Raw genomic sequence first — 12,760 nt, forward strand, 5'->3', positions numbered from 1 at the left:
TCTCCGTTGTGAGAATGATACTCTCGTATCCGTCGTAGACGATACACTCGCCCACTGCCGAGGGGGAGAATCCGGCGGGTGCCCGTGGCTCGGGCCGGTCCGCCGCTCACCCGCGTCCGGGTCGCGGCGCGGTGTGGTCGGCGAAGCCGCTCGCCAGCGCGCGCAGGGCGGTGTCGAGGTAGTCGGTCAGATCGGCGTCGGCCCGCTGCACCCAGCTGTCGTAGGCGGCCCGGCACACCGCCAGCGTCGCCCGGCCGACCGCGAGCGGGAACAGGCCGTCCGCGGGCTGCCCGGTGCGCCGGGCGGCGAAGTCGCTGATCGCCCGCTCCCAGGCGTCGTAATGCACTGCGGCACTGGCGATCAGGTCCGGCACCGTGCTGAGCAGGCTCATCCGCATGCGGAGTTCGGGAATGTCGGCGGGGCGGTAGTCGTTGGCCGCCAGCACCGCGCGGCGGATGGCCGCGAGCAGGTCCAGGTCCGGAGGAGTCCGGTCGAGCAGCGCCCGGATCGCCCGCACTTCGCTGTCGAACCGATGCCACAGCACCGCCGCCTTCGAGTCGAAGTACCGGAAGAAGGTGCGCCGGCTGACCCCGGCGATCGCGGCGATCTGCTCGACGGGCGTCTCGTCGAAGCCCTGCGCGGTGAACAGTTCCAGCGCGATGAGTTCCAGTTCGCGGCGGCTGGTGCCGCGGGGGCGCCCCGATCTTGTTTCTGGCACGCAATGACATTATCGTATGAAGAGAACAATATTTCCATTTCGTCACTCGGTGACGGAAGCGCACCTCCGGGAGTCCCCATGTTCGACAACGACATCGAATTCGTCGACGCCGTGATCGCCGACGAGACACTGGTCGAAGACGTCTCGATCGATGGAATGTGCGGTGTCTACTGAGCCGCGGCCGTTCGACCTCGACACCGGCTGGTCGCTGTCGGAGCAGGTGTCGGTGCGGCCCGAGCGATTCGGGGCGCTGCTGTACCACTTCGGCACCCGCCGGTTGTCGTTTCTGAAGAGCCGCATGTTGTTCCGGGTCGTCACGGGCCTGTCGGACGCCGGTTCGGCGCGGCAGGCCTGCGCCGCGGCGGGCGTGCCCGACGCCCAGCTGCCCGCCTATCGGACGGCGCTGGCCGCGCTCGCGGCCTCCGACATGATCCGGGAAAGGACCACGCCATGAGCGCACCGCTGCCGCTGGTCGACCAGTTCCAGTACGGCCTCGACTCCCCGATCTGCCTGACCTGGGAACTGACCTACGCCTGCAACCTGTCGTGCATCCACTGCCTGTCCAGTTCGGGACGGCGCGACCCGCGCGAGCTGAGCACCCGCGAATGCACCGACCTGATCGACGAGTTCGAGCGCATGCAGGTCTTCTACGTCAACATCGGCGGCGGCGAGCCGACGGTGCGGCCGGACTTCTGGGATCTCGTCGACTACGCCACCGGCCACCACGTCGGAGTGAAGTTCTCCACCAACGGTATTCGGATCACCCCGGCGGCGGCGCACAAGATCGCCACGAGCGGGTACGTGGACGTGCAGATCTCCCTGGACGGCGCCACCGAGGCGGTGAACGACGCGGTGCGCGGCGCGGGGTCGTACCGCACGGCGATCACCGCCATGGAGCGGCTGGCCTCGGCCGGGGTGCACGACTTCAAGCTCTCGGTGGTGGTGACCCGGCAGAACGCGGGTCAGCTGGACGCCTTCAAGGCCGTCGCCGACCTGTTCGGGGCCCAGCTGCGGCTGACCAGGCTGCGGCCGTCCGGGCGCGGCGCCGACACCTGGGACGAGCTGCACCCGACCGCGGAACAGCAACGGGGACTGTACGACTGGCTGCGCGAGCACGGCGAGTCGGTGCTCACCGGCGACTCGTTCTTCCACCTGTCCGGCTACGGCGAGTCGCTGCCGGGTCTGAACCTGTGCGGGGCCGGGCGAGTGGTGTGCCTGATCGATCCGGTCGGGGACGTCTACGCCTGCCCGTTCGCGATCCACGACCAGTTCCGCGCCGGAAACATCCGCACCCCAGGCGGTTTCGAACGGGTATGGCGGGAATCGGACCTGTTCACCGACCTGCGGCGGCCACAGACCGGCGGCGCCTGCACGGCGTGCTCGGCCTACGACGCCTGCCGCGGCGGCTGTATGGCGGCAAAGTTCTTCACCGGCCTGCCCCTGGACGGCCCTGACCCCGAATGCGTGCGCGGACACGGTGATTCGGCGCTGTCGGTAGTGGACCGCACCGTGGTCCCGAAGCCCTCGGAGGACCATTCGCACCGCACCCGCCCGCGTAACGGTGCGAGCGCCCCCACCTCCTCGGTCGGTTCTACTCCGGCCGCGGCGGTCTGCTCGTGTGGGCCTCGCCCGGGGGCCGAGCAGAATGCCGCGGCTTCCTCGCGGCGGGGCGCGGGTCTGGTGATCGGCATGCCCGGGATGCCGCAGCGGGCCTGTGACGAGAGCCCGCTGGCCGGTTTCGTCGATGCGCGGAGGGCCGGGTCGTGAACGGCAGGTACCGGCTGGCCGACCTGACCTGGCCGGAGGTGCGCGACCGCGCGGCCGCCGGTGCGCTGCTGGCGATTCCGGTCGGCGCGACCGAACAGCACGGGCCGCACCTGCCGCTGTCCACCGACAGCGACATCGCGGTCACGCTGTGTGAGCGACTGGCCCGGTCCCGCGCGGACGTGCTGGTCGCCCCGGCGGTCGCGTACGGATCCAGCGGCGAGCACGCCGGTTTCGCGGGCACCCTGTCGATCGGCCAGGCCGCGACCGAGCTGCTGCTCCTCGAATTGGGCCGCAGCGCCTGCGAGACATTCGCCCGCGTCGTATTCGTCTCGGCCCACGGCGGCAATGCCGAATCCGTGGCCCGCGCGGTCGACCGATTGCGCGCCGAATCCCGCGACGTCCGCGCCTTCGCCCCGCAATGGCACGGCGACCCGCACGCCGGCCGCACCGAAACGGCGCTTATGCTCACCGTCCGCCCCCTGGCAGTCCGCGACTACCGCGCCATAGCGGGAAACACCCGCCCCCTCCCGGAGTTGTTGCCGCAGTTGCGTTCCTGCGGCGTCCGCGCCGTCAGCGACACCGGCATCCTCGGCAACCCGGCCGGCGCCACGAGCACAGAGGGCAGCGCACTGCTGGACCGCCTGGTATCGACCCTGTCGACCAGGATCGAACGGTGGAACGAAACGGCAGCGGCATGAGCGCGCAGCGGGCGAGCCGAGGGGGAGGGGAGGCGTGCTGTGGCGCGGGCTCGAAATGTAGGTAATTCCAGTGGGCATCGGCGGGTCGCGGTGGTGACCGGGGCGGCGCGGGGGATCGGGGCGGCGACCGTGCTGGCGTTGGCCGATCGGGGGTGGTCGGTGTTGGCGGTGGATGTGGCTGCCGACAATGCGGTGCTGCCGTACGCGATGGGGACCAAGCAGGAGCTGCTGGCAGTAACGACCGAGGCCGGTGGGCGGGTGAACCGGGTGGGGGCGGTGCGGCCGTTCGTGGCCGACGTGCGCGATCCCGAAGCACTGGCCGCGGCCGTGGCCGAAGCGGTGGACACCTGGGGCGGGCTGGACGCGGCGATCGCGGCGGCTGGGGTGATCGCGGGCGGCGTGCCGTTGTGGGAGATGCCCCGTGAGCAGGAGCGCGCGGTGCTCGACATCTGCCTGGGCGGAGTGTCCAACCTCGCGCGCGCGGCGGTACCCGCGCTGCTCGCCCGCCCGGAACCGCGCTCCGGCCGATTCCTGGCCGTCGCGTCGGCCGCCGCGACCAAGGGACTGCCTCGGCTGGCCGCCTACTGCGCGGCGAAAGCCGGTGTGGCGGGGCTCATCCGGGCCTTGGGAGCCGAACTCGGCGGCACCGGCGTCACCGCCAACGCGGTCAGCCCCGGATCCACCGGCACCGCGATCCTGGACGAGACCGCGCGCCTCTACGGCCTGCCCGACGCCGCCCGATTCGGTGGCCAGCAGCCCGTGGGACGCCTGCTGGAACCCGAGGAGATCGCCGCCGTGCTGGCCTTCCTCGCCGGCGCCGACAACAGCGCGATGACCGGCGCCGTGCTTCCCGTCGACGGCGGGCTCGCCTTATGACCGACCCGTTTCCCGAGGGTGTGCGGGTCACGCTGGACCCGAGCGTCCGCATGCTCGACCGCAACCTGTGGTGGGGCGGCTCGCCCACCCGCCTGCTGCGCCTCACCGCCGCCGGATATGTTGCCTGGCAACAACTTCGAATAGGACCGGTGACCGGCGGCGCGACCGCGGTGCTGGCTCGCCGCCTGACCGACTCCGGCTTCGCCCACCCCCGCCCGCGACCGCGCCGCACCGCCGAGGTGACCGTCATCGTCCCCGTGCGCGACCGGCCCGTGCCGCTGGCGCGCTGCCTGGCCGCCCTCGGCGACGACCACCCGGTGATCGTGGTCGACGACGGTTCCGCGGACCCGCGGGCAATCGCCGCCGTCACCGGTCGATACCGGGCCGAACTGCTGCGCCACGACCGCAATCGCGGCCCCGCCGCCGCGCGCAACACCGCCCTGCGGCGCGTGCGCACCGAACTGGTCGCCTTCGTGGACAGCGACTGCGTGCCCGGCGACGACTGGATCGCCCGTCTCGCAGGACATTTCGACGACCCGATGGTGGCCGCGGTGGCGCCGCGCATCACCGCGCTCCACGCCGGGCCGTGCGGCCTGGATCTCGGGGACCGCCCCGCGCGGGTGGTGCCGAACACGCCCGTGGCCTTCGTACCTACCGCTGCGCTGCTCGCCCGGCGTGGTGCCCTGGTCGACGTGGCCCGGCACACCGCCGTCTTCGACCCCGACCTGCGGGTCGGCGAGGACGTCGACCTGGTGTGGCGTCTGGACCGGGCCGGGTGGCGGGTCCGCTACGACCCGAGCGTGGTGGTTCTCCACGAGGAACCGAGATCGCTGCGCCGCTTGCTCGCCCGCCGATTCCGTTACGGCACATCGGCCGCCCCACTGGCCCGGCGGCACCCCAATTCTGTTCCACCGCTGGCTGTTCCGCTGTGGTCGGCGGCCGCTGTGGTCGCGCTGCTGGACCGCCGCCCGGTGGCGGCCGCCGCCGCGTTCCTCGCCTCGGTGCTGAGCAACGGAGCGACGCTGCGGCGGCTGAACGCGCCGCCGGAACAAGCCGTGCGCTACGCGGCGGCTGGCTTGTGGCGTACCGGGCTGGCGATCTGCCGCTACAGCACCCAGTTCTGTGCGCCGCTGCTGCTGGCGCTGGCGGTGCCGCGCACCGGGCGCAGCCGCGGGCGGCGCTGCGCTATCGGCGCGCTGCTGCTCGGATCGGCGGCCGCGGCCTACACCGAGGGCCGCCGCGGCAACCCGCTGCGCGAGATCGCCGACGACATCGCCTACGGCACCGGCGTCTGGGCCGGCTGCCTGCGGCACCGCACCACGACACCGCTGCGGCCGCGCCTGGCGCTGCCCCGCCGCGAGCGCTGAGTTTCCGAGAAGAGTTACAGGACAGGAGTTTCCATGGCCGGGAGCTGGTTCGAAACCGTTGCCGAGGCACAGCGGCGGGCCCGCAGGCGCCTGCCGTCCTCGGTGTACAGCGCGCTGCTGGCCGGGTCGGAGAAGGGCGTGACGCTGCGCGACAACGTCGACGCCTTCGACGAGATCGCCTTCGCGCCCTACACCGCCGGACTGTCCGACAAACGCGACCTCGCGACAACCGTGCTGGGACAGGACATCTCGCTGCCGGTACTGATCTCGCCCACCGGTGTGCAGGCCGTCCACCCCGACGGCGAGGTGGCCGTGGCGCGCGCCGCGGCGGCCCGCGGCACCGCGATGGGCCTGAGTTCGTTCGCGAGCAAGCCGATCGAGCAGGTTGTGGCGGCGAATCCGCAGACGTTCTTCCAGATCTACTGGATCGGCGGCCGCGACGCCGTGCTGCGCCGCCTGGAACGAGCCCGCGCCGCCGGTGCGGTCGGGTTGATCCTCACCCTCGACTGGTCGTTCTCCTACGGCCGCGACTGGGGCAGCCCGCACATCCCCGAGCGGCTCACGGTCCGCGAGGCGCTGCGCTTCGCGCCGCAGACCGCGCGCACGCCGGGCTGGCTGTGGACCTACCTGCGCTCACGCGGCCTGCCGGACCTGAGCGTGCCGAACATGGCCGAGGACGGCGAGATTCCGACCTTCTTCGGCGCCTACGGGCAGTGGATGAACTCGCCGAAACCGACCTGGGACGACGTCCGCTGGCTGCGCGACCAGTGGGAGGGCCCGCTGCTGGTGAAGGGCATCATCCGGGTCGACGAGGCGCGCCGCGCGGCCGATGCCGGAGTGGACGCGATCTCGGTGTCCAACCACGGCGGCAACAATCTCGACGGCACCCCGGCGACGATCCGGGCGCTGCCCGCGATCGCCGACGCGGTCGGGGACCGGGTGGAGGTGCTGCTCGACGGCGGCATCCGCCGGGGCAGCGACGTGGTGAAGGCGGTGGCATTGGGCGCTCGCGCGGTGCTGATCGGCCGCGCCTACCTGTGGGGCCTCGCGGCGGGCGGCCAGGCCGGGGTGGAGAACGTGCTCGACGTGCTGCGCGGCGGCATCGACTCGACGCTGACGGCGCTGGGGCGCAACTCGATTCACGATCTGGGCCGCGACGACGTGGTGCTGCCGCCTGGTTTCGTGCGGGCGCTCGGCGCCGCGGACCCGAGCTGACGACACGGCCATGTCCGCGCGTCGCGAGGGGACGGCGCTCCCGCTGCTGCCGGGATTCGGTGAGCCCGCGCGTTATACGGCCGGCGAGGCGGCGGCGGCCGTCGGCATCCCGCTGGTGCAGGCCCGGCAGTATTGGCGGGCGCTGGGCTATCCGCCCATCGGCGACGCCGTGGTGGCGTTCGGCGCCTCGGACGTGCAGCTGCTCCGCACCATCAGCGGCTACGTGTCGGAAGGCATACTGACGGAAGCGGATACGCTGCGGTTGACCCGGGTGCTGACGCGGGCGATCGCGCACCTGGCGCACCTGCAGGTGGAAATCCTGGCCAGCCAGCAGGCCCGTGCCCGTGCGGGCGGCATCGACGTGGTGGCGCAGATGCGGCACCGGATGCCGGAGGTGCAGCGGGTGCTCGGGCAGATCTGGGTGCGCCAATTGGCCGGGGCCATCCACGCTTTCGAGACCGACCCCGACCCCGATCCGGCCGCGGCGGTCGCGGTCGGATTCGCCGACATCGTCGACTTCACCGAACTGAGCCGCCGCCGGTCGGAAAGCGAGCTGACCCGCATCGTGGGCCGGTTCGAATTCCGCTCCACCCAGGTGATTTTCGAGTCCGGCGGGAGCGTGGTGAAGACGCTCGGCGACGAGGTGCTGTTCACCGCGCGCGACGCGGGCGCGGTGGCGGACATCGCGACCCGGCTGATCGCCCAATTCGCCACGGACCCCGACATTCCCGGGCTGCGCGTCGGGGTGGCGCTGGGCCCGGTGATCCGGTATCTCGGCGACATCTTCGGGCTGACCGTCAATCTCGCTAGCCGCCTGACCGCGCTGGCCGACCCGGACACCGTGCTCGCCGCGCCCGCGGTCGCCGAGGCGCTGGCCGACCATCCGGATTTTCGATCGACGCCGTTGCCCGTCACCGAGATTCGCGGTGTCGGCACGGTCGCGCCGGTGCGGATCGACCGCCGATGACACAGTGAGGGACGATGGCCGAATTCTTCTTGTTCATACCCCAGATCCGGATGTCGATGGCCGACATCGTGGAGCGGGCGCAGGTCGCGGAGTCGGTCGGCTTCGACGGCGTGGCGTTCATCGACCACCTGGTGGCGCCCGGCGCGGAACACCAGCCGCTGTGGGAGGCCGTGACCGTGGCGAGCTGGGTGGCGGCGCGGACCAACCGGTTCAAGATCGGTCACCTGGTGCTGTGCGACGCCTTCCGGCAACCGGCCGTGCTCGCGAAACAGGCTGTGACACTGCAGGAAGCGTCCGGCGGGCGATTCGAACTCGGGCTGGGCTCCGGTTCGGTGCCCGCGGAACTGGTGCGCTACGGCGTCACCCGGGAACGGGCGGCCGAGCGCCGGGAGCGGCTGGGGCGGACACTGGCGGCGCTCACGCGGTACTGGGGCACGGGTGAGGACGCGCTCCCACCGCCGCCGACCACACCGATCCCGCTGATCCTGGGCGGAACCGGCCCCGCCACACTGGAATTGGTTCGCGAGTACGCGACCTGGTGGAATCTGCCCGCCACCGAACTCGGCCGATTGGCGGAGCTCCGGCCGTCGGTCGGCCGCGCACGAGTGTCGGTGCAACAGATGGTCGGCTTCATCGGCGCGGGCGGCTCCGCGGCCCAGATACGCGAGGTGAGCACCCGCCGCTTCGGCTACCTCGGCGCGGGCTTGCACTGCGGAACGGCCGAGGAACTGATCGCACACTTCAGCGACTTCGCGCGCCAGGGCGTAGAGCGGTTCTACGTCTGGTTCGCCGACTTCGCCCCACCGCCGACCCTGGCCGAGTTCGGGGAATCGGTGGTGCGGGCTATGCGGCGCTAGGTGGCGTCTCGCGCCCCATGCCTTGTGCTTGTGCCCGTGGAGAGGCGGGGTGTCACGCTTCGGCGAGGTGGACCGGCTCGCCGTCGACCACGGTCGCGGCCACCAATTCCGGTGTGGGCGTGTCGATTACCTCGCTGGGTGGGGTGTGCAGCAGCGTGAGGTCCGCGACTGCGCCGGGTTCGATGGTGCGCTGCCGGGCCGGGCAGTGCGCGTGGGCGGTGAACAACGCGATGGCTTCGGGTAGCGAAACACATTCCGCAACGGTCGGATTCGGGGGCCGCTGGACGGCCGCGCGGATGACGTCCCAAGGGTCCGCGCCGCCGAAAGGTGCGTCGGTGCCCGCGGCGACCGTGATCCCGGCCTCCAGTAACGATCGCAGTCGCCACAGGTCCTTGTGCTCGTCGGCGGGTACCTCGCGGGCGTACTGCTCCGCGCGCTCGATCGGGAAGTGCGGCTGCGTGATCACCGGCACCCCGTGCTTCCGTAACCACGGCAGCGCGTCCGCCGGGATGATCGCGCCGTGTTCGATCCGGTCGCCTTGGCGAAGGCCCGCATCCTCCAGGGCGGCCATCGTCAGGAACAGCTGCACGCGCGTGACGCAGTGCACCGCAACGGATCTGCCCGCCTCGTGTGCGGTGCGGATGGCGGCGGTGAACTCGTCGAGGGGTGGCAGGGAGTCGTCGTCGAGGAGGAACTTGGTCGGGCCCAGCGTGAATCGCGGCGTCGCCGGGTCCGCTACCTCCGGAGGAGCCATGCAGTGCATCCGTTGCAGAATCCGACGCTCGGCGACCTGCCGTGCGAAGCGGTCGACCTCGTTCTGTGCCAGACCCGGTGTGGCGTCGGTGAATCCGGTGATTCCTCGGGCGGCCGCGCAGGTACTCACTGCCGCCGGGTCGGGCCGGACCATGTCTAATTTCGCCGCCAGCCAGGCATCCATCCGCCACAGCCTTCCCGTGGCCCGCCCGGTCGCGTCGCGTTCGACGCCGGGCAGCGGGCAGGCGTCCACGCCAAGGAGTTCGCAGGCCCGCGAGTTGAGCACCCACAGCGCCCCCGAGCGATGCTGGACGCGGATTGCGCGATCGGTCGAAACCTTGTCCAGCGCAGCACGATCCAGCATGCGGTCCGGCGGCTCGTGATAGCCGACCGCCCGAATCCAGTTCCCGGCGGGGAGGTCTCGGTCGGCCAGCCGCAGCCGCTCGACGAGCTGTGTGAGGTCACGCACCGGCGGCTCGTCGAGCCGGACCGACCGTGCCAGCGCGGCCGTCGCCCGCAGGTGCGTGTGATGGTCGTGCAGCCCCGGCAGCAGCCACCCACCCCGCGCGTCGATGTCACTCTCACCGACCACCGCCCGCAACCCCCGCCCACACTCGGTGATCCGCCCCCGCTCCCATCGCACATCGGTACACCTCGCACCGAACACCGCCGCATTCCGTATGAGCACGCCTCCTCACCCCCGCGCTGTCCGAAGCTGGTGAAAGTCGTTGTGGGAGTGGGGTTCGAGGACGGGCTGGGTGCGGTGGAGGTGGTCGCATTCGACCGTCCAGTGCGAGCCGTCGTGCACGAGGCGGTGGCCGCCGTGGGGGAGGGCGGGGGCGGTGGCGAAGGCGGCGGCCGTGGTGCGCATGGACAGGTCGACGAGGTGACCGCCACCGGCCGCCACGGACGCGGCGACGGCCAGGGCCGCGCACATCCCGGACAGCGGGTCGGCCACGGCGTCGGCGCAGAACACCGGTGCGCCCTCATGCCAGCCGACCAGGCCGCCGGCGACCGCCGCGTCGTCACCGAAGGCCACGCGCATCGGATGGTCGCGGCCGTAACCGGTGAGGCTCAACCAGATCTGCCCGGGCCGATGCGGGCGGGCGTGCGGGCCGAGACCCAGCTGCTCGAGCGCCCGGGGCCGCGACGCCTCGAGGACGATATCGGCGGAGTCCAGCAGAGCCCCCAATTCCGCACGGCCCGAGTCGGTTCGGAAGTCGATCGAGCGGAATTCGTGACCCTCGTGCAGGCGGTCGAAGAACGCGGGAGTGGCGCGGGCGGCATCAGGCCGGTGGACGCTCTCCACCTTGATGATTCGCGCCCCCGCCCGTCCCAGCAGGTGTGCGCACAACGGTCCCGCCCACAGCGACGACAGGTCGACCACCACGCAATCACCCAGACCACGCCCGCGCACCGGCTCCCCGATCCGGCTGCTCCGCCACGGCACCCGGCGACGCAGAATCGTCGGCAGCGCGGCCGCCGGAACACCCAGCAGCTGCGCCCGCTCGGCCAGCGCCTCCGCGGTCCACTCGGTCGCCGCGGCCTCCAGCGCGAGCCACGGATCTCCGCCCCCGACCCCGCCGACGATCGCGGGCACGGCCTCGACATCATCGACCCGACTCAAGTTCACCGCACACCAGCCGTCCCCGGTACGCAACAACCGCCCCGCCCCACCCGCCGTCCGCCGCCCACCCCGCCGCAACCCACCCAGCGCCGCCCGCCCGGCCAACAACTCCCCCGGATCCACATCCACGCGCCGCCCCACCCACTCGGTCAACTCCCCGAAAACCCGAGCCACCTCCACCAGCAACCCGAAAGCGGGCGCAGGCGAAAGCACCGGCGGCCCTTCCGAAGTCCCGGTAAGAGCCATCCCCCCCGACCCCGCCCACCCCAACGCCGCACACCCATCCCCTCCCAACCCGCCCCGCCCAAACTCACCCTGCTCGGACTCATCCCGCCTGATCGCGACCTGCGCGGACTCGCCTCGCCTGAACACAGCCTGCCTGGACTCTTCGCGGCCGACATCACCTCGCCCGGACTCTTTCCACCCGAACGCGACCTGCGCGGACTCGCCCCGCCCAAACTCACCCAGCTCAACCCCCAGCGTCCGCAACCATCCCCGCACCACCCGCTCGACCCCATCACCACGCGACCGCACCCCCCGAACGTTCCCTCGATCATCCCCCCGACCGTTATTCCGACCACCGCCCCGCGAATCCACGCCTCGCACGACGCGACCACGGCCGCCGTGCCGGTTCACCGCGAGACCGCCGACAAATTGGTGTCTCCGAGTGGTGTGGTGGAGGACTCGTCGAGCCGGTCGGCCAGGCCCCACTGCACGGCGGTGGGGGCAGGGAGTGACTCGCCGGTGAGCATCAGCCAGGCGGCGCGCCAGCGGCCGATGCGGCGGGGGACGGCGACGGTGCCTCCTGCGCCCGGGATCAAGCCCATGGTCAGTTCTGGGAAGCGGAAGATGGTGTCGGGGGCGGCTATTACGGTGCCTGCGAAGGACGCCATTTCCGCGCCCGCGCCGATGCATGCGCCGTGTACGCGGGCGGTCAGGCGGCCGGCGATACGGTCCATGACCGCCCAGGGGGCGCGGTCGAGGCGTACCAGGTAGGCGGCGACGAGGTCGGTGGCGGTGCCGAATTCGTCGAGGTCGCCGCCGCTGCAGAAGGCGGGACCGTCGCCCGACAGCTCGACGGACTCGATACTCGGATCCAATTCCGCCAGCTGTAGCGCCGCCAGCAGTTCCTCGCGCATCCACGCGCTGAGGGCATTGCGCCGCCGCGCCCGATCCAGCGTGATCGACAATCGCCCACCCGAGCGTCGCAACCGCACCGGCGCGTGCCCGCACTCCGCCTCCGGCCGAGCGGGTCCGCCCGCCATCGACGCGGAGGCCCGGCGGCGACCGTCGAGCCACCTCCCGAACTCACTGCCGCCCAACAACGTCGAGTACACCGCCGCCTCGGCGGCAAGCGCAGGCATCGTGGGCAGCAGCACCGTCTGCCGCAACAACTGCCCGCACGCCACAGCGGCCCGCGGCGAATAAGCCACCGCCCGCCGCAGCCTCTCCACCGCCTCGTCGACATCGGGCACCACAACCACCTGCTGCCAACGCTCCACCACCGGCTGTTGGTTCTGGGAGAAAGCAACCTGGTGCTGTCCTCCGCATGCCCGCTGATCGATCAACGTCAGCGTGGCGGCGCTGAGCAGGGGGCGCAGCTGTGGGGTCGGTGGTTCGCGAAGCACCGTAATGACAAGGGGGAGAGCGTGTTCCACGGCGGCGGCCAGGCGCACGGCGGCTGCGGTGGTCGTGTCGTGGGGGTCCGGCTCGAGGACTACGAGGGGTGTGCCCGGCTGACCGTCGGGCCGGAGGTCCAGGTCGGTGAAGTCGTTCATGGGCACCCGTTCCGTGCGTCGGCAGGGGGACGCGAGCACGGGATCCGGTGGTAACGGCGGAATCCGGATCCCGTGCGCGCCCGGCTGTGGCAGTCGGCGCGGCGGCCCGGTCGGGATGGCACTGGAACAGCCGCCGG

The 12,760-nt window shown here is 71.7% G+C and carries 13 protein-coding genes; 9 read left to right on the forward strand and 4 right to left on the reverse strand.

What is annotated here, in order from left to right:
* Positions 1-106: 106 nt before the first annotated feature.
* Positions 107-718 (reverse strand): mycofactocin system transcriptional regulator MftR, encoded by a 612-nt coding sequence (gene mftR, locus IU476_RS00770; RefSeq protein WP_195095518.1) that lies wholly within the window; start codon positions 716-718, stop codon positions 107-109.
* Between the two features lie 78 nt (positions 719-796).
* Here mftR and mftA point away from each other — a divergent pair, with 78 nt between their 5' ends.
* The 9 genes from mftA to IU476_RS00815 are packed head-to-tail and all read left to right on the forward strand — an operon-like array spanning position 797 to position 8,465.
* Positions 797-892, forward strand: a complete 96-nt coding sequence (gene mftA, locus IU476_RS00775; RefSeq protein WP_195095522.1) for a mycofactocin precursor MftA — start codon at positions 797-799, stop codon at positions 890-892.
* Complete coding sequence (gene mftB / locus IU476_RS00780; RefSeq protein ID WP_195095524.1) at positions 870-1,172, forward strand: mycofactocin biosynthesis chaperone MftB; 303 nt, start codon at positions 870-872, stop codon at positions 1,170-1,172. The genes mftA and mftB overlap by 23 nt, the downstream gene beginning before the upstream one ends.
* On the forward strand, positions 1,169-2,485 hold the full coding sequence (gene mftC / locus IU476_RS00785) for a mycofactocin radical SAM maturase (protein WP_195095526.1): 1,317 nt from the start codon (positions 1,169-1,171) through the stop codon (positions 2,483-2,485). Before mftB ends, mftC begins: the two co-directional genes overlap by 4 nt.
* On the forward strand, positions 2,482-3,183 hold the full coding sequence (gene mftE / locus IU476_RS00790) for a mycofactocin biosynthesis peptidyl-dipeptidase MftE (RefSeq protein WP_195095528.1): 702 nt from the start codon (positions 2,482-2,484) through the stop codon (positions 3,181-3,183). Before mftC ends, mftE begins: the two co-directional genes overlap by 4 nt.
* 39 nt (positions 3,184-3,222) lie before the next feature.
* On the forward strand, positions 3,223-4,059 hold the full coding sequence (locus IU476_RS00795; RefSeq protein WP_195095530.1) for a mycofactocin-coupled SDR family oxidoreductase: 837 nt from the start codon (positions 3,223-3,225) through the stop codon (positions 4,057-4,059).
* Complete coding sequence (gene mftF, locus IU476_RS00800; RefSeq protein ID WP_195095532.1) at positions 4,056-5,426, forward strand: mycofactocin biosynthesis glycosyltransferase MftF; 1,371 nt, start codon at positions 4,056-4,058, stop codon at positions 5,424-5,426. Before IU476_RS00795 ends, mftF begins: the two co-directional genes overlap by 4 nt.
* Positions 5,427-5,459: 33 nt before the next feature.
* Positions 5,460-6,641 carry a pre-mycofactocin synthase MftD gene (gene mftD / locus IU476_RS00805; RefSeq protein ID WP_195095533.1) on the forward strand — a complete coding sequence of 394 codons (1,182 nt, stop codon included), beginning with the start codon at positions 5,460-5,462 and terminating at the stop codon, positions 6,639-6,641.
* Positions 6,642-6,651: 10 nt separating this feature from the next.
* Positions 6,652-7,608: an adenylate/guanylate cyclase domain-containing protein gene (locus IU476_RS00810; RefSeq protein ID WP_195095534.1), complete on the forward strand. Its 957-nt coding sequence runs from the start codon at positions 6,652-6,654 to the stop codon at positions 7,606-7,608.
* 14 nt (positions 7,609-7,622) lie between these two features.
* On the forward strand, positions 7,623-8,465 hold the full coding sequence (locus IU476_RS00815; protein WP_195095535.1) for an LLM class flavin-dependent oxidoreductase: 843 nt from the start codon (positions 7,623-7,625) through the stop codon (positions 8,463-8,465).
* Between the two features lie 52 nt (positions 8,466-8,517).
* Here the strand turns inward: IU476_RS00815 and IU476_RS00820 are convergent, their stop codons facing one another.
* The 3 genes from IU476_RS00820 to IU476_RS00830 form a co-directional block, all read right to left on the reverse strand.
* On the reverse strand, positions 8,518-9,810 hold the full coding sequence (locus IU476_RS00820) for an amidohydrolase family protein (RefSeq protein ID WP_195095536.1): 1,293 nt from the start codon (positions 9,808-9,810) through the stop codon (positions 8,518-8,520).
* Between the two features lie 102 nt (positions 9,811-9,912).
* Complete coding sequence (locus IU476_RS00825; protein ID WP_324193807.1) at positions 9,913-11,058, reverse strand: CoA transferase; 1,146 nt, start codon at positions 11,056-11,058, stop codon at positions 9,913-9,915.
* 419 nt (positions 11,059-11,477) lie between these two features.
* Positions 11,478-12,623 carry an enoyl-CoA hydratase/isomerase family protein gene (locus IU476_RS00830; protein ID WP_195095537.1) on the reverse strand — a complete coding sequence of 382 codons (1,146 nt, stop codon included), beginning with the start codon at positions 12,621-12,623 and terminating at the stop codon, positions 11,478-11,480.
* Positions 12,624-12,760 lie beyond the last annotated feature (137 nt).

Origin of the sequence: Nocardia blacklockiae (assembly GCF_015477355.1) — a bacterium.
GTDB classification, from domain to species: domain Bacteria; phylum Actinomycetota; class Actinomycetes; order Mycobacteriales; family Mycobacteriaceae; genus Nocardia; species Nocardia blacklockiae.